This is a genomic window from Terribacillus saccharophilus, from assembly GCF_046592895.1.
GTDB lineage: Bacteria > Bacillota > Bacilli > Bacillales > Amphibacillaceae > Terribacillus > Terribacillus saccharophilus_D.
Genome location: NZ_JAWVPU010000004.1, coordinates 1 through 20,772, shown reverse-complemented (window position 1 = coordinate 20,772; position 20,772 = coordinate 1). Strand labels below are relative to the sequence as shown.

Here is a 20,772-nt window from a genome sequence, read left to right as displayed (position 1 = left end):
GAATGAGGTTCACAATATGAATGTAGCAGGAAACACAGTACTGATAACCGGCGGTGCTTCTGGTATTGGTTTTGCTTTTGCAGAAAGATTCATAAAAGCGGGCAGCAAGGTTATCATTTGCGGTCGTCGGGAGGAAAAACTCCGCGAGGCAAAGGAAAAATATCCGGATATCATTACGCGTGTAGCGGATGTTTCATCAGAGGCGGATCGCTTGGATCTATTTGATTGGATAACGGAAAATCATCCAGAAGTGAATGTCCTTGTGAACAATGCAGGTATTCAGCAGCGCTATAATATCTTGACAGCCGATGCGAAAGATAATTGGAGCTACTTCAATCAAGAAATCACAGCAAATATCGAGGCTCCTATGCATCTTGCTATGCTGTTTGTTCCACATTTTGCTCAAAAAGACAAGGCGGCCATCATCAATGTGACGTCCGGTTTAGGGTTTACACCTATGGCAATCGCACCGATTTATTCGGCTACAAAAGCAGCGATGCATTCCTTCACAGTCAGCATCAGGCATCAGCTGTCTGAGACGGCAGTGGATGTGATCGAAGTGGCACCACCGGCAGTGAATACAGATCTTGGCGGTGTTGGACTGCACACCTTCGGGACGCCTGTCGATGAATTTGCTGATGCTATCTTTGAACAAATCGAAGCGGGCAGCTCGGAAATGGGATATGCTCGCTCTGAAAAGGCAAGGAAAATGACGAGAGAAGAGATTGATCAAGCTGTTGCCGGGATGTATGAGAATATGAAAGACAGCATCAAATAAATCTGAAAGGACCGAGGTGAACGGCTGAGTTCATTATTTGGTCCTTTTCTTTTTGTTTTCAGTTTTTTACCTTCTTGTCATCAATTACGTGATGTAAAAAGCATTTGACATATTATGGTCTATCGCTATAATGAAAGTGTCAAATACTTTTTACACTTTTTCGAGGAGGAAACGAAAAATGGATTGGGTGAAAATTGTGTATGCGGTCATATTGTTAGTCTGCGGAATTTTGATCATAGGTGCGATATTTTCTAAAAAAGATGATGAAAGAAAGAAGTTCATCAAGATGAAAGCTCAATCATATGCGTTTGTCGTGGTGATAGGTTCATTGCTCATACATGTTGTAGAAACGATTTATTTAACTGTTCAAGGACATACTTTTTATAATGTGAAAGGGTATGGGATTTCACCTTTGGTATCTTTGACATTGCTTTTAATTACTTACCTCATAACAATCCTGATTTACAGGAAAAAATATGGTGATTGAGTGAAAAACAATATTAAGGAATTAAGGAAATCAGCTGAATTATCACAGGAAGAATTAGCCAAACGCTGCAAGGTTTCCAGACAAACCATAAATGCGATCGAGAATGATAAATACGACCCCACATTACAATTGGCGTTTGATATAGCGTTTGTATTGCATACCACAGTTGATGAACTATTCATCAGCAATCCAGATAGTAAATGAACAAGTCGGCCTCTTACCCGAGGCCTTTTCTTATGTATTGCGCACGAATGGAATTTCTTTTTTTGTCGTTCATTTTTAAAGAAAGTAAGGTACCTGCGGCATAAATAATGGTCATAGACGAAACATTTTACATTCATGAACCGTATAAGTATGACGACACCAAAAGGAGGAACAGCATGATTTTTCTTATTGCACTAGCCAGTTTGGCTGGCTTTATACTGATAGCTCTAACCGACTTGGCAGTTGGTGGAGGAAAAGCAAAGCTCAAGCAATACTTGGCGGCAGGGATCACTGCTTACATCGTACTGCTCGTTATCATTTATTTCGTATTACCTGCATTCATCATCCAAAACATTCTGTGGCTGAATGCGATTGGCATCTTTTTTGCAGCTCTTCCGCTTCTGGCCAGCAAGCAAGAGAAAAAAGCGAGGAATACAGGCATGTCACTTGCAGGGGCATTATTGGCAATCCTCGTGATCGGCGCAGTAGTTTGTGTGATAGCCAATTTCGCAGTGTATCAATCGTCTTATGATCATGTCGTGAAGTCGGCAGAAGAAGAGGCAAAGCCTTTGGATGAAGATAAAACGCCGATAGCCATTGCGCCAAGCTCTGTCCGGAATAAGATGAATAAAAGGATGAGTGTGGTACCGGACACGCAGCTATATCATCTGGGCAGTCTTCAAACACAAACTGTGGGCGGGACCAATGAATATATCGCACCGGTGGAATTCGATGGTTTCTTCAAATGGTTAAAAGGCGGGGAAACGACAGGTTACTTTGTGATCGATGCTACGGATCTTGGAGCTCAGCCGGAGTTCGTTGAAAACAAACTGTCTTATGTTCCATCTGCATACTTCCATAAAGATTTACAGCGGATCATCTATTCCCATTATCCTTCGTATATCCAAGAAGGAGAAGCGCGCTTGGAAGTCGATGAAGAAGGCAAAGCATGGTATGTTCAGACGGTCTACCAGCCGAAATTGTTTACTACAAAAGCAAATGGCGATGATATTCAGGTTGTCGTCGTGAACCCGTACAATGGCGAAGTGAATATGTATGACGCAGATGAAGCACCTGATTTCATCGAAAACACGATATCGCCTGAAATGGCCAGCAAGCTGAACACGTATTATGGGGAATACAGCGGCGGGTTCTGGAATCGCCACTTTGGCAAAGCTGGTGTTAAAATCCCGAATGATAATGGAACGGAACATGGTGTCACGGCAGTTTTCGCTGAAGATGGCAGCATTCAGTATTTTACGGATTTTAAATCTCCAAAGGAAAACATCGATTCAGCACTTGGCTATAGCATGGTGAATGGTCGTACCGGGGAAGTGACCTTCTACGGCGGGGAGAAGAATAATGGCATCATGGATTCCTCAGGTGCTGTGCAAGTCGTGGAAAAAGAATATCCAGAGAAGAAATGGGAAGGAAAAATGCCCGTTCTGTACAATATCGACGGCAATCCCACTTGGGTGATCAGCGTGCTTGATACAAATGGAATATTCAAGCAGTATGCTTATGTGCGTGCAGCGGATTCCGACTATGTCGTCTTTGGTGACAATGCAAAAAGTGCGCTGGAAGCGTACAGACTGCAGCTGAGCACGGATACAAGCACCGCCGAATCAACAGGTGGTGCTCCTGTGCAGCAAGTGAGCGGGGAAGTGAACCGCCTTTACATTTCAGGTGATAATGCCGGCGGGAAAACGATTCAGTTCTTGCTGAATGATCAAGATGTGATCTACAGCATCAACTCTGCAGATGCGCCTTATGCGATCTTCCTGAAAGAAGGCGATCAAGTGAGTTTTGAGGCTGCGATGCAAGATGGTGCAAAATCTGCGACGATACAGCAAATATCCATAGAAGGATTAAACTAGTCGCAGTAAAGAATCTTTTCATGGAATAGTGGTTCTCAATCGGATAGGAGGGCTCTTATGACGAAACATAAAGAAACTCCGGAAATGCGCAGGGAAAGATTGCGTCAAGAAGAGATAAGGCGAAATCCAGCTGGCAATGCAAGCGATGCATTCGACAGAAACGAAAATGCAAATATGGCAGATTTAGTCGGCGGATTGAACTGGAAAGTCACAGGGATTATCCTGGTAATTCTGATAGGTTTTGTCGTGGCATTGCTATTTCTTGGTTGAGGCTGGCTGAGCTAATTGAGCGCCGGACTATATACGAATCTCGGAAGGGAGATTTGTATATAGTCCGGTTTTTTTGATGATTTTTAGTGAAATTTGATTATGTTCATAATGAAAAGCTGTCATGCAAGGCTTTAAATTGTTTGGTTCACTTCCGATCAGGGGTATATGATATGAAAAAAGAAAGAGGCGGAAGCTGTGCGGGCAATGTTGATCATCAATCCTTCGTCAGGGAAGGAGAAAGCACTGCAATATGAAGAACAAGCTGTGGCTATACTTGGTAAACGGCACGAACTGGTGGTCGTCAAGTATACGGAAAAAGAGGGAGATGCGACAGATTTTGCTGCATCTGCTTGTGATGGTACATATGAAACACTGCTCGCCATGGGCGGAGACGGAACAATCAATGAATGTATCAGTGGTTTGGCCGAGAAAGAACAGAAGCCTAACTTTGCTTTTGTTCCCTTAGGTACGGTGAATGACTTTGCCCGTGCATTGCAAATCCCGCGTAAGCCAAAGCAGGCGCTGGCATTGTTGGAAGATTATCACCTGCAGGCAGTCGATATTGGTAAAGTCGAGGATCGCTATTTCATGAATGTACTGGCAGTCGGTGTGATAGCCGAGGCGGTCTATGATGTCACACCGGAATTGAAAAGCAAATATGGTCATTTTGCGTATTTGTTTGAAGGAGCGAAAGCATTCCGGGAGAAAACGCCTTTTCATCTGCATCTGAGAACGGACGAAGAGGAAGAGGTATACAACGATAAATCGTACATGATGCTGGTTGCACTGACAAGTTCCGTGGCTGGATTCGAGAAGTTTGCCCAGCAAGCAGAAGTTGATGATCATCTTTTCCATGTTTTTATTCTGGAAGAGCTGTCCGTCCAAAAGACCGCTAAATTGATTCCGGATATTCTCACAGGCAAATTGGCAAAAAATGAACAAGTGGCTTATTTCAAAGTGAAGGACCTACAGGTTGCTTCAGATACAGAACTTGTCGTCAACATCGATGGCGACGAAGGAATCCCCCTTCCATTCAAAGCCAAGGTACTGCCGGGGGAGATAAAAGTTGTCGTGCCAAAAAAAGCATAGAAAAAACCTCGCCTTATTGAGGCGAGGTAGTAGATGTGGAAGTTGTTGTATCGAGAGCTGGAAGCTCCAATTGGTCACGCAAAGTTTGGGTAGCGTTGGCCAAGGATGTTGCATCCGGCACAAATGCATAAGCGTTATAACCAGGCACGATGCCATTGCCGCCTTGTCCATCAAGCTTCAGGCTTTCCATGGCTAAATTATTATTCACGCCATAAGAAATGAAGCTCTTCATTTCATCAAACGTCATGTTCGTCTGCATATTGCTTCCGACTGCATCAAGCAAATCAGAATACTTCAGAACAGAGCTCACGTCTGTCGCTTTATCCATCATCGCTTCGATGATTTGCTGCTGACGATCGCTGCGGGCAAAGTCACTATCTTGCTTCCGTGTCCGAGCAAGGGCAAGCGCTTCTTCCCCATTCAGTTCCTGTACACCAGGCTGCAGGTGGATGGCTTCTTTTTCATCCTTGGAATTCATTTCTTTCAGTTCATATGGCACATCGACTTTGATGCCGCCCAATGCTTCAACCACACTGATGAAAGCTTCAAAGTTAACATCGATATAATAATCTACCGGCACCTGGAGCAATTCTTCCACTGCGTCTACAGTAGCTGTTGCGCCGCCATTATAGGATCCGTTGATCTTTGTATTACGCTCCAAATAAGGGACGTACGTATACGTATCGCGCGGTATGCTGAGCATCTTAATGCTCTTATCATCTTTATTGAATGTAGCGAGGATCATCGTATCGGAACGTTTACCGATATTATCTTGTTCCCGTTTGGCACTGGAATCAGAACCGATGAATAAAACGCTGACGCTGTCTTTTGCAGGATCGACTTTGCTGTCGCGAAGAGACGATTTGTCCCGGCCATCGTCTACGAAGGAACCATCGGCTAGATTACCTGCTTTCACATAAAGATAACCAGCATAAGCTGCCGGAATGAGAAGCAAAAGTAGTACTATCAGAAATATATTACGGATGACGCGCTTCTTGCGGGATTTTTTCCGCTTTTTCTGAGAGCGGCGCATCTCCTGTCGTTCATCTTTTGGCATATATATGTTTCTCCTTTAATCTGCTAATCTGGAATTTTGTCAAAATTTGTTTGAATATCCCCAGAGTCTACTATATCATATCATTCGCCATCAAGGGGCATGATTCTATATGATGGAACTAACAACCAGGAAAACAGGTGATCAAGATGAGATTGCGAAACATCGACGAAGTGGAAAAGTTCATCAGCACCGCTCAACATTCTATTTTATTCATTTCTTCACCGGGTTGCAGTGTATGTCAGGCATTGCTGCCCCGTATAAAGGACATGCTCGCAAGATACCCAGATGTAAAGCTTGGGCTTGTTGATGCGAGCGAGGTGCAGGAAGTGGCAGGCAGATTTTTAGCATTCGAAGCACCGACTATCCTCGTCTTAATGGAAGGGAAGGAACAGTTCAGGGAAGGACGTTTCATTCGGATGGAAGAATTCGAAGAAAAGCTGAAGAAAATCAGTTCACCTGACAATTATTAAGAATTTGTAAAGAAACATACTTCAAGGAATTATCATGGTATTATTTTTGTTAATGAACTAAATTGCAGCACATGGAGGGAATTCTATGTTCAAGAAATTCATCCGTAAACTAACAGAATCTGGTCGCAGCAGCAGCCATCGGCGCGGCAGAAGATATGACTCAAGCGGTCATCGCGGACGCCGGTATGATTCAAGCGGTCATCGCGGCAGAAGGCATTATGGCTCCAGTGGCAGTAGCGGTTATAACCGTAATCGATATGGCGGCAGCAGCCGTTACAAGCGCCGTGGGTATGGAAGCAGCAGTTAATCTGCTGCTTCTTTTGCTTTCTCCAAAGCATTGATTGCCTCAGAAGCAGTAAGGAAAGGGTCCTTGATGCCTAATAATCTTTCAACTATATATTTGCATGCAGGTGTTAATGTAAGCTCTTCTGTCCATGGAAGAGCTTTTTTATTTGTTTTCTCGTAAGTTGTATACAAAAGATAAAGCAGTATATCTCCTAAATCGAACAGATCTTGTACCATTCTGTTCTGTTCTTCTGTGTTTCTCTTGCCATAAAATGCTTTGGCCAATCCAAAATCTATTAAATACGCACGACCATCTGCCAGCATGACATTCGGGATCCTGATATCGCCGTGATAGATACGGCGGCTGTGCAGATAGTCTACTGTGTGGGCAATATCGATTGTAAGCTGAAGCGCTTCATTTTCGGTGTATCGCTTTTTTGCATCGAATATATGCTGTTCCAGATTCTCCCCATCAACAAAATCCATGACGAAGAAATACCCATCATCGGTATGGAAAAAGGAGGTGGCAGCTGGAATGGAAGGGTGACTCAGCTGTTTGAGCAAATCGTATTCCTGCTGAAACATATTGAAATACTTCTTGCGTTTTTGCCGGCTGCGCCTGAGCTGCTTGACGGTGCAAGTTTTGAACTCGCTGGTATCGTTACACAGATAAGTCGTACCATAGCTGCCTGAACCAAGTTTACGGATAACTTGGAATCGCTCAGTAATATATGATCCTTCAGGATAGATTTTATCGACAAGATGTCGATGCAGTAAACGGAATGGTCTGATGACTTCATACAGCATATGTAATCCCCGATCTTTTTTCTTTAAGTATATAGGCTAGTCCGCAGGTTGCAAAGTTTGTTGTCAGAATATATAATAATATTAAAGTGATATCACTTTAATATGAAAATGTAGGAGTGACGTGTATGCAAGAAAGAAAAGCTATCGCCTTTAATGGTTTTCTCGGGGTACTGATCATCCTGATTTGTGCAGGGGCTGGCGTATACAGCTTGATGCAGCAAGTGATTGTTCCCGCCATCCTTCTGTTTATAGTGGCTGTACTGTTGATGACCGGAGTCGTTATCGTGCCTCCCAATCAAGCCTACGTTGTGACATTCTTCGGTAAGTACGTCGGTACGATCCGTGCAAACGGCCTGTTCCTGACGATTCCTCTGACTACGAGACAGCGGGTCACGTTGCGTATCCGCAACTTCAACTCCAAGACGCTGAAAGTGAATGATGTCGAAGGTAACCCAATTGAAATTGCAGCAGTGATTGTGTATCGTGTAATAGATACAGCAAAAGCCGCCTTCAATGTGGATGATTACGAAGAATTCGTCGCCATCCAGAGTGAAGCAGCCGTAAGGTATATCGCATCCAATTATCCGTATGATAATTTCAATGAAACAGGTTATTCCTTACGTGAAAATGGCGATGAAATCACTGGTAAGCTGCAAGCAGAGCTGGAGGCACGATTGAATGAAGCAGGAGTGGAAGTGATGGAAGCACGCTTCACGCACCTGGCCTATTCGACTGAAATCGCCCAGGCGATGCTGCAGCGCCAGCAAGCTTCCGCTATCATAGCTGCCCGCAAGATGATAGTCCAAGGGGCAGTGGGCATGGCGATGGACGCTGTTGAAGCTTTGAATGAAGGTGAACTGGAGCTGGATCCGGAGCGCAAGGCGCAGATGGTGAACAATTTGATGGTGGCCATTGTTTCCGACCGCGGGACACAGCCCGTCGTGAACAATGGAACACTATATTAAAGCAGGGGTAATATGGCAAAGAAAAAGAGTTTTCCGTTGCGTATCAACCAGGAGATCTATGATATGGTACAAAAATGGGCAGACGATGATTTTCGCAGTGTGAATGCTCAAATTGAATATCTGCTTCGGGAACAGCTGAAGCAGTCCGGCAGACTGAAGCCGGAAAAAGAAAAATAGAGCAGGAAGCGCGAAGCTTCCTGCTCTTTCTTTAGGCCATGCTATTGGCGGGGAGGTGCGTCGTTAGTGCATACAGCTCTGACAGCTTTTGAAGATCAAAGTTCCCACCACTGATGATGACACCGCAATGTTTGGAACGGATACTTTCGTGATGGCGTAATAAAGCCGCAAATGCAGCAGCGCCAGCGCCTTCTGCCAGCGTCTTGTGCCGTTCCAGCAGATATAAGATGGCTGAAGCGATATCGCGCTCTGAAACAGTCACAACATCATCCACATACTGCTGGATCAATGGCAATGTCAGTTTGCCAGGCTCCTTGACGGCAATCCCTTCTGCAATCGTTGCACAAGTGAGGGAAGGCAGCAAATGTTTGTGGTACGCATGATATGTTGCACAAGCATTTTCCGTCTGCACCCCGATGATCCGGATCGAAGGCTTGATTTGCTTTGCAGCATATGCGATACCGCTGATGAGCCCGCCGCCTCCGATCGGGACGATGATACAATCAAGATCTGGCATATCAGCCAGCATTTCGACGGCGATCGTACCTTGACCGGCAATGATATCTGCATCATCGAAAGGATGGATGAAAGTTGCCCCTGACTGCTGCTGCTCCTTTTGAGCGGCGAAAAGAGCTTCTTGGAACGTTTCACCTGACAGCTCGACTTTTGCGCCATAGTTTTTCGTTGCTTCCACTTTTGGCATCGGTGTGTGGATCGGCATGTAAATTTTAGCTGGTATGGCCCGTTTGGCTGCTGCCAAGGCAACACCTTGGGCGTGGTTGCCAGCAGATGCAGCTATCACACCCCGCTTAGCATCTTCTTCGGTCATGCTGCCAATCTTGAAGCAAGCACCGCGTGCTTTGAACGCTCCTGATTTCTGCTCGTTTTCCATCTTCAAATAAACGTTCCTGCCCATCATTTTGTCCAAGGAACTGGATGTCCTGATAGGTGTATGATGTACCAAATCCTTCAAAAAGTCTGCTGCTGCTGTTATCTTTTTCTGACTTAAGCAATCCCCAATGCCTTCACACTCCTTTAATTATGTGTTTGTTCAAAATGTGTTATCTGATCGGCATAAGACAATGTGATGCCAATCTCGTCCAGTCCATTTAATAGCATATGCTTATTATAGGAAGGAATGTCAAAGCTTGCCTCAAAGCCTAGCTTATCATATATGACTTGTTTTTCCAGATTTATTGTCAGCATATATGCATTCTTTTCCGCTTGATCGAGCAGATAGTCAACCTTTTCCTCAGGTAGCTTGATAGCTAGTATGCCATTTTTTGTCGTATTATTATAAAAAATATCGGCAAAACTCGGTGCAATGATCACTTTAAAACCATAATCCAAAAGCGCCCAAGGGGCATGTTCGCGAGATGAGCCGCAGCCGAAATTATCACCGGCAACCAACACGGATGCCCCATTGTATTTTGGCTGATTCAAAGTGAAGTCCTGACGCGGCTGTTCTTTTTCATCAAAACGCCAATTATAAAAGAGGAATTGACCAAATCCAGATCGTTCGATTCGTTTCAGGAATTGCTTCGGAATGATCTGATCGGTATCGACATTGCGCTTTGCCAAAGGGTAGACAAGTCCATCATGTGTGCTGATTGGTTCCATATAGCATCCTCCTTATCCAGTTGGTGCGGCAACCTGCCGGACATCTACGAATCTTCCTTCGATTGCTGCCGCTGCCGCCATTTCAGGACTGGCCAAATGGGTGCGTGCCCCAGTACCTTGCCGGCCTTCGAAATTCCGGTTGGAAGTGGAAGCGCAGCGTTCGCCAGCAGGTACGACATCATCATTCATTGCCAAACACATGCTGCAGCCAGCATCACGCCATTCAAATCCTGCATCGAGAAAGATTTTATCCAAACCTTCTTGTTCTGCCTGCATCTTGACAGTGAACGATCCTGGTACGACCAAGGCCCGGACAGAAGGGTGGACTTTCCTTCCTTGTATGATGTTTGCAGCTTTACGCAAGTCAGTGATTCGCGAATTTGTACATGAGCCTATGAATACATGCTGGATATCGATGGATGTCAGCTGCTGATTCGGCTCAAGCCCCATATAAGCCAAAGCTTGCTCGACCGATGCTCTTTCATCCTTATCCTCTATCAGTGCCGGATCTGGAACATTGGACGATATCGGCAAGCACATGCCTGGATTTGTGCCCCAAGTCACTTGCGGCTCGATTTCCGATGCGTTCAAGCGAACGGTATGGTCATAAACGGCACCTTCATCGGTTGCAAGCTGTGTCCACTCGGCAACTGCTGCATCGAAGTCAGATCCCTCCGGGGCATATCTTCTGCCACGTAGATATTCGAAAGTAGTGTCATCCGGGCTTATCAAACCAGCTCGAGCTCCAGCTTCGATCGACATATTACAAACTGTCATGCGTTCCTCCATCGACAAATTCCGGATGGCTTCACCGGTGTATTCAAGAACATAGCCGGTACCGAATTTGACACCGAACTTCCCGATGATGGCCAAAATCAAATCCTTGGCAGTCACACCTGTCCCAAGTGTGCCTTCAATGCAAACATTCAGCGTCTTTGGTTTGTTTTGCCACAGTGTCTGGGTGGCTAGCACATGCTCCACTTCGCTTGTACCGATACCAAAGGCCAGTGCCCCGAATGCACCATGAGTGGAAGTATGACTGTCGCCGCATACAATCGTCTTACCAGGCTGCGTGAGACCAAGCTGCGGTCCGATGACATGCACGATTCCTTGGTCAGGGTGATCAATATCAGCGAGCCTGATCCCGAACTCTGCACAGTTGTTCCTTAGTGTTTCCATTTGCGTGCGGGCAATTTCGTCCCTGATCACCGAACGATGTATGGTCGGCACGTTATGATCGACAGTCGCATACGTTCGTTCCGGCTGCCGTACTTTCCGGCCAGCCAGACGCAGTCCTTCAAAAGCTTGCGGGGATGTCACTTCGTGTACGAGGTGTAAATCGATATACATCAGATCAGGTTTATTGGGCTCTTGCACAACTGTATGCTTCTCCCAAATCTTTTCGACAATCGTCTTTGGTTGCTTCATTGTCCTCAGGTCCTTTCCTCAAGAACTCACTTTTGCTTCCATCAGCTGCTCAATGACAAGTGATGTCATTCTCGCGGTTCCGACAATGTTTGCTGTATCTACATGCATATCTTGTGTCCCATATCCGCTTTGCAGCACATTGTCGACAGCTGCTTCGATGCTGTCTGCTTCTTCTTCCATCCCGAAGGAATAGCGCAAGAGCATGGCAGCGGATAGGATGGCACCGAGTGGATTGGCAATATCCTGTCCGGCTATATCCGGAGCGGAGCCATGGACTGGCTCATACAAGCCTAATTCATCGTCCCGCAGGCTGGCAGAAGGGAGGAGGCCAAGCGAACCAGTCAGTACGGACGCTTCATCGCTCAGGATATCGCCGAAGAGGTTTTCGGTAACGATGACATCAAAGTAAGTTGGATTGGTAATAAGTTTCATGGCTGTCGAGTCGACAAGCATATGCTCGACGGCCACTTCTGGATAATCCTTACTCTTTTCGTCAACGATCTCCCGCCATAGTTTACTGGATTCCAGCACATTGGCTTTATCGACGGAAGCTAGACGCTTATTCCGGAGCATGGCACTCTGGAAACCAGTTTCGACGATCCTTTCAATCTCTTTTCTTTCATATAAAAGGGTGTCAACCACTGTTTGCCCCGCGTTCCGGCGTTCGCTCGGCGTACCGAAATACAGACCGCCTGTCAATTCCCGGACAATCAACAAGTCGCTTCCTTCGACGATTTCCTGCTTGAGCGGTGAACTGGATAGCAGGGAGGGAAAGGTTTTGACTGGACGCAGGTTTGCAAAAAGGCCCAGGCCTTTTCTTAGCTGCAGCAGTCCTTTTTCCGGTCGCAGATGAGGAGGATTCCGTTCCCACTGCGGCCCGCCTACGGCACCGAGTAAAATGGCGTCTGCATCCTGGCAAGCCTGAAGTGTGTCTGCGGGCAGCGGTTCCCCGGCAGAATCTATTGCAGCGCCGCCGATTGCTTTTTTATCGAATTTAAATGTGTGGGAGAAATTGTCGGCTACCTGCTGCAGAACCGATGCAGCAGCTTCGGCAACGGCAGGCCCGATTCCATCTCCGGGAAGCAGTACGATTTTTTTTTGCATAGTCAGCACTCTCCAGGTCGGTTTAGATTGATGCTTGAAATTCCTTCAGTGTGGCAGCTCTTAAAGCACGGTTTACGCCGTTGACATAGGCATGACTTGATGCTTTCAGGACATCATTCGCTGTACCGCGGCCGGTGTATGCTTCGCCGTCGACTTGTATTTGAACATGAACCTCGGCAAGTGCATCTTCGCCCTTGCCAACAGAGTGGATGCGGTAATCCAGGAGTGTCACTTGTTCGTCGATCAAAGCTTCCAATGTATTGTAAATTGCTTCAACTGTCCCATGTCCTGTCCGCGCTGTTTCCTTTATGCCTTGGTGTGGTGTCTGCAAGGCGATTGTCGCTGTCGGCAGATTTTGTGTTCCCATTGTCACTTGAAGTGCTTTTACTTCATACGTCTTAACAGGATCATGCTTTGTCTGGATATCCAGCGCAATGGTGAAGAGATCCTCATCGGTTACTTCTTTTTTCTTATCCGTCAGCCGCTTGAACCGGTCGAAAGCTTCCTGCAGCTGGGTTTCCGCAAGAGCAAACCCAAGCTCTGCGACTCTCGTATTGAAAGCATGGCGGCCGGAATGCTTGCCTAGTACTAGATTGGTAGCATTCATACCTACAAGTGCAGGTGTGATGATTTCATACGTTTCGGCATGCTTCAGCATACCGTCTTGGTGGATACCCGACTCATGGGCAAAGGCATGGTCTCCGACGATTGCTTTATTGCCTGGTACCGTCATGCCAGTCAATTTGCTGATCAAACTGCTGGTCCGTTTGATTTCTTTAAGTACAATCCGGGAGGTATGCTCATAAACGTCTTTCCGGATATGAAGGGCGACGGCTATTTCCTCGAGGGCAGCATTACCGGCACGTTCGCCGATGCCATTGACTGTTCCTTCGATTTGGGTCGCACCATTTTCGATAGCAGCGATGCTGTTGGCAACAGCCATTCCCAAGTCGTCATGGCAGTGTGCGGACAGATCCGCTTTTTCGATATTCGGGACATGTTCCTTCATATAAGCAAACATTCTTCCGTATTCAGCAGGTGTCGCATATCCGACAGTATCAGGAAGGTTCACAACTGTTGCGCCGGCATCGATGACTGCTTCCACAACACGTGCGAGGAATGGCAGCTCGGACCGTGAAGCATCCTCAGCGGAAAATTGGACGATTGGAAAGCGTTCCTTCGCATACGTGACCATATCGACAGCTGTCTGCAATACTTCTTCCGGTTTTTTCTTGAGCTTATATTCCATATGGATGGGGGAGGTGGCCAGGAATACGTGGATTCTTGGCCGCTCCGCATCTTTCAGTGCTTCCCAAGCAATATCGATGTCGCTTTTCTTTGCCCGTGCCAATGCTGTGACGGTTGTTGTCTTGATGGTACGGGAAATTTCCTGGACGGCGAGGAAATCCCCCTCGGAGGAAGCGGGGAAGCCCGCTTCCATAACATCCATTCCGAGGCGTTCCAGCTGCCGGGCGATTTCGAGCTTTTCCAGTTTGTTAAGATTGACTCCGGGTGTCTGCTCGCCATCACGCAGCGTTGTATCAAAAAATTTTATTTGAGCCATGGACAATCACTTCCTCAGCCGATTGTTTTTTCTTTCCCTGTTTGACGAATGGCATCAATTCGCGGAGTTCGCGGCCGACCGTTTCGATTTGGTGATTTGCTTCTTTGTTATTGATTGCATTGAATTGCGGACGGTTGGCTTGGTTTTCCAAGATCCATCCTTTCGCGAAAGTGCCGTTTTGGATATCTGTCAATACGTCTTTCATGCGGGCTTTCGTATCGTCGTTTACTACGCGCGGACCAGAAACGAAGTCACCCCATTGTGCTGTATCGGAAATGCTGTAACGCATGCCTTCCAAGCCATCTTCATACATAAGGTCGACAATCAATTTCAGTTCATGCAAACATTCGAAGTAGGCGACTTCCGGCTGATAGCCAGCTTCTGTCAACGTTTCGAAGCCTGCTTTGACAAGACTTGTAAGTCCGCCGCATAGGACAGCTTGCTCACCGAACAAATCGGTCTCTGTTTCTTCCTGGAATGTTGTTTCCAAGATGCCTGCGCGGCCTGCGCCGATACCTTTGGCATATGCAAGTGCGATATCTTTTGCTGTGCCGCTGACATCTTGATAAATGCCATATAGGGCAGGCACGCCAGCACCTTCTGTATACGTACGGCGTACAAGATGACCAGGACCTTTTGGTGCTACAAGAAATACATCCACATTGGATGGAGGTGCGATTTGATTGAAGTGAACGTTGAAACCGTGGGCAAATACAAGGGCATTCCCAGTTTCAAGGTGCTGCTCGATGCTAGCTTTGTAAATAGCAGGCTGCAGCTCATCTGGTACGAGCATCATGATGATATCGGCAACTTCTGCAGCTTCCGATGCAGATCTTACATCATGTCCATCTTCGACTGCCTGATCCCATGATTTCCCTTGGCGAACACCGACCACTACATCAAATCCGCTTTCTTTCAGATTCTGCGCGTGGGCATGACCTTGGGACCCATAACCGATCACTGCGATTTTTTTACCTTTCAATACCTCTTCTTGAATGTCATTGTGATAGATAACTTTTGCCATAGTTCTGTCATTCCTCTCCATTTTTAATTGGTTATAAGTGAATACGTGTTTCCGTCCGCAGCTTGCGGCTGGTGCCCACGTAGGAAGGCTGTAACTCCAGTTCTCGACAATTCTTTGATGCCATATGGACGGACTAGCTCGAGAAAGGCTTCGATTTTTTCCGTATCGCCAGTCACTTGAACGATCATGCTATCCTTGCTGATATCGACTGTGCTGGCACGGAAAGGAGAAATGATGCTTTGCAGCTCGCTCCGGCTGGCAGGAGGGCAGACAACTTTTACGAGTGCCAGTTCCCTTGCCACGATGGCACTATCGGTGATATCGGCAACCTTCAGGACATCAATCTGCTTGTGAAGCTGTTTCGTTAGCTGCTCCAGCTTCTGCATGTCTTCCACTTCGACGACGAATGTCATGCGGCTGATTTGATCCACTTCGGTTTTACCGACCGAGATACTATCGATATTGAACTGCCTTTTTTGCATCAAACCGGTTATCCGGTTCAGCACGCCGCTTCGATTCTGGACAGTAGCTGTAATGATTCGCTTCATCGGCTCACTCCAATCATTTCATGCAATCCTTTTCCAGGTGCAATCATCGGGAAAACATTTTCCTGTCGCAGCACGCGGCAGTCGATCACGACAGGTTCGTCGGAATGCAGCAGGGAAGGGAGTTCTGCCACGAGCTGTTCCTGGGTGTCGAGACGAACGCCTTTGATGCTGTAGCTATCCGCCAATTTGATGAAATCTGGCTGCACATCCAGCAATGATTCGGAATACCGCTCCTGATAGAAAAACTCCTGCCACTGCCTTACCATGCCGAGACTTTGGTTGTTTACGATCAGTATCTTGACCGGCAGCTTTCGTTCCTGGAGGACGGAAAGCTCCTGCATCGTCATCTGGAAGCCGCCATCGCCGACGATGCTGATGACTGTACTGTCGGGACTAGCAAGCTGTGCTCCGATTGCTGCTGGGAAACCAAATCCCATTGTGCCGAGTCCGCCGGATGTCACCCAGCGATTCGGCTGGTCGAAGCCGTAGTATTGTGCGGCCCACATTTGATGCTGTCCGACATCTGTTGTGACGATGGCATTTCCTTTTGTCGCCTTGTGTACGGCTTCCATCACCCACTGCGGGATGAGATCTTGAGCCGGGTTGTTATACCAAAGCGGGAATTCTTCCTTGTACTGCTGCAAGTGGTTGCGCCAGGTCTGGATGTCAGGCTGTTCAGCTTCTGCTGCTTGAAGCGCCTGCAGCGCAGCTTTTGCGTCTGCCACGACCGGAATCGCAGTAGGGATGATTTTACCGATTTCAGCTGGATCGATGTCGATATGGGCGATTGTTGCATGCGGTGCAAAATGAGCTAAGTTGCCAGTCAGCCTGTCATCGAACCGGGCACCGATATTGATCAGCAAATCGCATTCATACAATGCCCGATTGGCAGCGTATGTCCCATGCATTCCAGCCATGCCGAGAAACTGTTCGTCACTTGCCGGAAAAGCGCCTAGTCCAAGCAGGGTGGAGGTGACGGGAAGCTGAAAACGTTTGGCAAATGCGAGGACTTCCGCGGATGCCTTGGCATGCACGATGCCTGCACCTGTTAGAAGAACAGGACGTTTTGCATGTACGATTGCTTGCACGAGCTTCTTGATTTGATTGCTATTTGGTTTTGTGGTCGGCTGATAACCTGGAAGATGAATGCTTTTTGCAGCTTCAGATATCTCATAAGCTTCACCGGAAATATCTTTCGGAATATCGATGACGACCGGTCCGGGTCTTCCGGTTGTTGCGATATAAAAAGCTTCCTTGATGATCCTCGGCATATCTTCTTGTTTTTGCACCTGATAATTATGTTTGGTAATTGGGGTGGTGATACCAATCACATCCGATTCCTGAAAAGCGTCCGTGCCGATGACACTTCTGCCGACTTGACCAGTGAAGACGACAAGTGGCAGGGAATCCATCATGGCGTCAGCGATTCCAGTGATAAGGTTCGTAGCACCAGGTCCTGACGTCGCAATGACTACACCAGGCTTCCCGGAAACTCGTGCATATCCTTCGGCTGCGTGGATGGCTCCTTGTTCATGACGAGTCAAGATGTGCTGGAAACGCGGTTCTGCACGATACAAGGCATCATATATCGGCAGCACTGCTCCTCCCGGATAGCCGAAAATCGTATCTACTCCAGACGCTTGCAATGCTTCTACAAAAAGATCTGCACCTGTCTTCGGAACTTCAGCAGCAGGATTTCTTTCCTGTACGGCTTGCGCCTTCACCTTCATGGTTATATCCCTCCAGTAAATTTTTGTTATATAAAAAAGCCTTTTTCTCCATTCAAGCAATCTTGCAAGAAATGGGGAAAAAGGCTTTGCTTTTTCGGTACCACCCACGTTCGCAGCTCCCTTACGGTAAACTGCCTCGTGGAGCTGTGATTACAGCTCCGTTTTGGTAACAGGTGCCGTACACCTGGCTATGCCTACTAGTTGTTTCAGCAGAGCGCTCGGGGAAGAGAATGACGGATTATATTGCCAGGCTTTCAGCATCCCTGGCTCTCTGTGAATATAATGCTTCCGTCACTATGGTCCCGTCTTCGTTTTGGTTATATTTTCATGACGCCGCCAGTATTGGCAGAGGTTACGAGTTTGGCGTATTTTGCTAAGTAACCGGATTTGATTTTTGGTTCGGGTTGTTTCCAATTTTGGCGGCGTGTATGGAGAACATCTTCATCTACAAGCAATTCGATGCTGCGTGTCTCCAGGTCGATCAAAATTGGATCGCCGTTTTCTACTAATGCTATCGGTCCGCCCTCAGCTGCTTCCGGTGAAATATGACCGGCGGAAATGCCCCGAGTCGCCCCGGAGAAGCGGCCGTCGGTAATCAAGGCGACTTCTTTAGCCAATCCCCGTCCGGCTATAGCGGAAGTGGGGGAGAGCATCTCCGGCATCCCTGGTCCGCCTTTTGGACCTTCATAACGGATGACGACAACATGACCCGCCTGGACCGTTCCATTCGTGATTCCTTCTTGAGCTTCATCTTGCGAATCAAAGACGATTGCTTCACCAAGGAATTTCTTAATGGAAGGATCGACAGCACCGACTTTGATGACGCTGCCGTCGGGAGCCAGATTTCCATACAGTATACTCAAGCCGCCGACTGGGCTGTATGGATTATCCAAAGGACGGATGACATCTTTATTCAGGATCTCATAATCCTCCACATTCTCAGCTATCGTCTTGCCAGTGATGGTTATCCGTTCTTTGTGAAGCAAACCGTCAATTTTACATAACTCATTGATTATTGCACTCACTCCGCCAGCCAAGTGAACGTCATGCATGGAATAGTCCGATGCAGGACTGATTTTTGATAAGTAAGGCACTTTCTCGGCAATCTTATTGATATCGGCCAGATTATATTCAATGCCCGCTTCATGCGCGATGGCGATTGTATGGAGGACTGTATTTGTTGATCCACCCATGGCCATATCCAAAGCAAATGCATTATCGAAGGTTTCCTTCGTCATGATGTCACGGGGGCGAATGTCTTCTTTGACAAGCCTGATCAGATGCCGGGCAGCCTCATAAATCAGCTCATGCCGTTCGTCTGATGTTGCGAGTAAAGTTCCATTTCCAGGGACGGTCATACCGAGCATCTCCATCAAGCTGTTCATGGAATTGGCAGTGAACATCCCGGAGCAGGAGCCGCATGTCGGACAGGCAAGTGTCTCGATCGTAGCCAGTTCCTGTTCAGTCATGGTCCCATTCTGGACGGCACCCACACCTTCGAACATGGAAACCAAGTTCAACGGCTTTCCATCGGGGCTTACACCAGCTTCCATCGGTCCTCCGGAAACAAAGACAGATGGGACATTCGTTCTTGCTGATGCCATCAGCATACCCGGAGTGATTTTATCGCAGTTCGGGATATAGAAGACGCCGTCGAACCAGTGCGCTTGTATGACAGTCTCTGCACTGTCCGCAATGATCTCCCGGCTCGGCAGGCTGTAACGCATACCGATATGCCCCATTGCAATGCCATCATCCACGCCGATGGTATTGAACTCGAAGGGAATACCCCCAGCTTCGCGGATTGCATCTTTTACCACTTCGGCAAATTTGTTCAGGTGCATATGTCCTGGAATGATATCGATGTAGGAGTTGCATACACCGATGAATGGTTTTCCTAAATCAGATGTTTTTACTCCGGTCGCATGAAGTAAGCTGCGGTGCGGAGCTCGGTCAATCCCTGTTTTGATCATGTCACTGCGCATTGGATCAAAACACCTCCCAGCTGCAAATGTTCTCTTTTTTAAGTGATGAGTTGTGAAAAAACATGAGAATTGAATAATTTGAAAATTCATTTATTTGATTAATTGTCAGTTATCATAACGCCTAACCACAGCTAGGTCAACAGCAAATCAGATAAATTTTCAGATTCTTTAAACAAGTCAATTAATTTGTAAGCGTTACCAATACGGTTGTGTTGGGATTGACTGTCAGATAATCTGGCAAAAAACTTTTTTATAGCGTTTGCTATTTTCTGAAAATAGACTTGTACACAAAGTGAAGATTGGAGGAACATAGGGCAAACAAGGGTTCATCCAGCTATTACACGGAATAGTTATAGGAGAGACATCTTTGAAGGAGGCAGAAGAAAACAATGCCTGAACGGAATATCGTCGTGAATGGCGGGTTTGAAGCTGGCAGCTTGGAACCGTGGGTCTCATCTTTTGCAACAGTCACTCGGCAAATTTCTTACAGTGGGAATTTTGCAGCAGTACTCGATGGGACACAAGAGACAGCTTATATAGCGCAATACGTCACTCCTGTCATAGCAGGCTATAATTATGATTTATCAGTCTATTTGGCAAGGGGAAGTGAGTTGCCAGCACCAGCAGCTCAAGTACAGATATATTTCTTGACAAATGATTATCAATTGAATGGAAGGGGGCTGCTGCTTGATATCCCGGCGGAAAGCATCCCTGTTGCTTCTCAAGAAGGCTGGGCAAATGTAACAGGGGTTTCCGTCACAGCTCCCGAAGGTACCGCGCAAATTTTTTTGTTGATTAATACACTGCCTAATCCAGCAACCGGCAATATCTTAGTGGATAATGTAAGTGTGACTATTTTTGGAAGCGGAACAGGTGTGACCGGGGCAACCGGTCCTGCAGGGGCTACGGGAGTCACAGGGCCGACCGGAGCACCAGGATCAACGGGGGTTACGGGACCTGTCGGAATCACGGGGCCAACCGGGCCAGCAGGAATAACAGGACCTACTGGTGCAACAGGAATAACGGGAAATGCTGGTATCACCGGGGCAGCCGGAGCAGCGGGGCCAACTGGCTCTACTGGGGTTACTGGACCAACCGGAGCAGTCGGGATCACCGGTCCAACCGGGATAGCCGGAGCGACCGGACCCGCTGGAGTCACTGGTCAAACAGGAGCAATAGGAACGACCGGACCTGCGGGAGTCACTGGACCAACGGGCTCAACGGGAGCGGACGGAATAACAGGCCCCGCTGGTGTTACCGGTCCAACCGGCATCACTGGCCCGACTGGAGTAGCCGGAACAAC

22 protein-coding genes are annotated in these 20,772 nt (G+C 47.2%); 11 read left to right on the top strand and 11 right to left on the bottom strand.

What is annotated here, in order from left to right; genetic code table 11:
* Positions 1 to 16: 16 nt before the first annotated feature.
* From SFC66_RS12880 to SFC66_RS12855, 6 genes are all read left to right on the top strand, one after another.
* Complete coding sequence (locus tag SFC66_RS12880; protein ID WP_411219140.1) at positions 17 to 778, top strand: SDR family oxidoreductase; 762 nt, start codon at positions 17 to 19, stop codon at positions 776 to 778.
* Between the two features lie 178 nt (positions 779 to 956).
* The gene (locus SFC66_RS12875) at positions 957 to 1,265 is read left to right on the top strand and encodes a DUF2178 domain-containing protein (protein ID WP_411219139.1); all 309 of its coding nucleotides are present in this window, start codon (positions 957 to 959) and stop codon (positions 1,263 to 1,265) included.
* Positions 1,266 to 1,469 (top strand): helix-turn-helix transcriptional regulator, encoded by a 204-nt coding sequence (locus SFC66_RS12870; RefSeq protein ID WP_411219138.1) that lies wholly within the window; start codon positions 1,266 to 1,268, stop codon positions 1,467 to 1,469.
* A 176-nt stretch (positions 1,470 to 1,645) separates the two neighbouring features.
* Entirely contained in the window at positions 1,646 to 3,346 is a 1,701-nt protein-coding gene (locus SFC66_RS12865; RefSeq protein WP_411219137.1) for a DNA-binding protein, read from the top strand.
* A gap of 57 nt (positions 3,347 to 3,403) precedes the next feature.
* Complete coding sequence (locus SFC66_RS12860; RefSeq protein WP_411219136.1) at positions 3,404 to 3,616, top strand: DUF6366 family protein; 213 nt, start codon at positions 3,404 to 3,406, stop codon at positions 3,614 to 3,616.
* Positions 3,617 to 3,820: 204 nt separating this feature from the next.
* Positions 3,821 to 4,705, top strand: coding sequence for a diacylglycerol/lipid kinase family protein (locus SFC66_RS12855; protein ID WP_411219444.1), 885 nt, complete (start codon positions 3,821 to 3,823; stop codon positions 4,703 to 4,705).
* Between the two features lie 13 nt (positions 4,706 to 4,718).
* Here the strand turns inward: SFC66_RS12855 and SFC66_RS12850 are convergent, their stop codons facing one another.
* A complete protein-coding gene (locus tag SFC66_RS12850; protein WP_411219135.1) occupies positions 4,719 to 5,762 on the bottom strand; it encodes an LCP family protein in 1,044 nt (347 codons plus the stop codon).
* A 146-nt stretch (positions 5,763 to 5,908) separates the two neighbouring features.
* Between SFC66_RS12850 and SFC66_RS12845 the strand changes: the two genes are divergently transcribed.
* Complete coding sequence (locus tag SFC66_RS12845) at positions 5,909 to 6,232, top strand: thioredoxin family protein (protein WP_411219134.1); 324 nt, start codon at positions 5,909 to 5,911, stop codon at positions 6,230 to 6,232.
* Between the two features lie 85 nt (positions 6,233 to 6,317).
* Positions 6,318 to 6,539: a hypothetical protein gene (locus tag SFC66_RS12840; protein ID WP_411219133.1), complete on the top strand. Its 222-nt coding sequence runs from the start codon at positions 6,318 to 6,320 to the stop codon at positions 6,537 to 6,539.
* On the opposite strand, the gene SFC66_RS12835 is transcribed toward SFC66_RS12840, so the two are convergent.
* Positions 6,536 to 7,324 carry a serine/threonine protein kinase gene (locus tag SFC66_RS12835; RefSeq protein WP_411219132.1) on the bottom strand — a complete coding sequence of 263 codons (789 nt, stop codon included), beginning with the start codon at positions 7,322 to 7,324 and terminating at the stop codon, positions 6,536 to 6,538. The two genes, SFC66_RS12840 and SFC66_RS12835, sit on opposite strands and share 4 nt — an antisense overlap.
* A gap of 125 nt (positions 7,325 to 7,449) precedes the next feature.
* Between SFC66_RS12835 and SFC66_RS12830 the strand changes: the two genes are divergently transcribed.
* Complete coding sequence (locus SFC66_RS12830; protein WP_411219131.1) at positions 7,450 to 8,289, top strand: SPFH domain-containing protein; 840 nt, start codon at positions 7,450 to 7,452, stop codon at positions 8,287 to 8,289.
* 12 nt (positions 8,290 to 8,301) lie between these two features.
* Positions 8,302 to 8,466, top strand: coding sequence for a type II toxin-antitoxin system antitoxin (locus SFC66_RS12825; protein ID WP_411219130.1), 165 nt, complete (start codon positions 8,302 to 8,304; stop codon positions 8,464 to 8,466).
* Positions 8,467 to 8,497: 31 nt separating this feature from the next.
* Here the strand turns inward: SFC66_RS12825 and ilvA are convergent, their stop codons facing one another.
* The 9 genes from ilvA to ilvD all read right to left on the bottom strand — a co-directional run bounded on the left by ilvA (position 8,498) and on the right by ilvD (position 19,469).
* Positions 8,498 to 9,439, bottom strand: a complete 942-nt coding sequence (gene ilvA, locus SFC66_RS12820; protein ID WP_411219129.1) for a threonine ammonia-lyase — start codon at positions 9,437 to 9,439, stop codon at positions 8,498 to 8,500.
* 62 nt (positions 9,440 to 9,501) lie between these two features.
* Positions 9,502 to 10,086 carry a 3-isopropylmalate dehydratase small subunit gene (gene leuD / locus SFC66_RS12815; protein ID WP_411219128.1) on the bottom strand — a complete coding sequence of 195 codons (585 nt, stop codon included), beginning with the start codon at positions 10,084 to 10,086 and terminating at the stop codon, positions 9,502 to 9,504.
* Between the two features lie 12 nt (positions 10,087 to 10,098).
* Positions 10,099 to 11,514: a 3-isopropylmalate dehydratase large subunit gene (gene leuC, locus SFC66_RS12810; RefSeq protein WP_411219127.1), complete on the bottom strand. Its 1,416-nt coding sequence runs from the start codon at positions 11,512 to 11,514 to the stop codon at positions 10,099 to 10,101.
* Between the two features lie 18 nt (positions 11,515 to 11,532).
* Positions 11,533 to 12,618, bottom strand: a complete 1,086-nt coding sequence (leuB, locus tag SFC66_RS12805; RefSeq protein ID WP_411219126.1) for a 3-isopropylmalate dehydrogenase — start codon at positions 12,616 to 12,618, stop codon at positions 11,533 to 11,535.
* A gap of 22 nt (positions 12,619 to 12,640) precedes the next feature.
* Positions 12,641 to 14,182: a 2-isopropylmalate synthase gene (locus SFC66_RS12800; RefSeq protein ID WP_411219125.1), complete on the bottom strand. Its 1,542-nt coding sequence runs from the start codon at positions 14,180 to 14,182 to the stop codon at positions 12,641 to 12,643.
* Positions 14,160 to 15,206, bottom strand: a complete 1,047-nt coding sequence (ilvC, locus tag SFC66_RS12795; RefSeq protein ID WP_411219124.1) for a ketol-acid reductoisomerase — start codon at positions 15,204 to 15,206, stop codon at positions 14,160 to 14,162. Before ilvC ends, SFC66_RS12800 begins: the two co-directional genes overlap by 23 nt.
* Before the next feature lie 23 nt (positions 15,207 to 15,229).
* Positions 15,230 to 15,754, bottom strand: coding sequence for an acetolactate synthase small subunit (ilvN, locus tag SFC66_RS12790; protein ID WP_411219123.1), 525 nt, complete (start codon positions 15,752 to 15,754; stop codon positions 15,230 to 15,232).
* Positions 15,751 to 17,484, bottom strand: a complete 1,734-nt coding sequence (gene ilvB / locus SFC66_RS12785) for an acetolactate synthase large subunit (protein ID WP_411219122.1) — start codon at positions 17,482 to 17,484, stop codon at positions 15,751 to 15,753. The genes ilvN and ilvB overlap by 4 nt, the downstream gene beginning before the upstream one ends.
* A 317-nt stretch (positions 17,485 to 17,801) precedes the next feature.
* Positions 17,802 to 19,469 carry a dihydroxy-acid dehydratase gene (ilvD, locus tag SFC66_RS12780; RefSeq protein WP_411219121.1) on the bottom strand — a complete coding sequence of 556 codons (1,668 nt, stop codon included), beginning with the start codon at positions 19,467 to 19,469 and terminating at the stop codon, positions 17,802 to 17,804.
* Positions 19,470 to 19,858: 389 nt separating this feature from the next.
* On the opposite strand from ilvD, the gene SFC66_RS12775 reads away from it, so the two are divergent.
* The coding region (locus SFC66_RS12775; protein ID WP_411219120.1) for an NTTRR-F1 domain at positions 19,859 to 20,772 on the top strand (914 nt) is incomplete at its 3' end.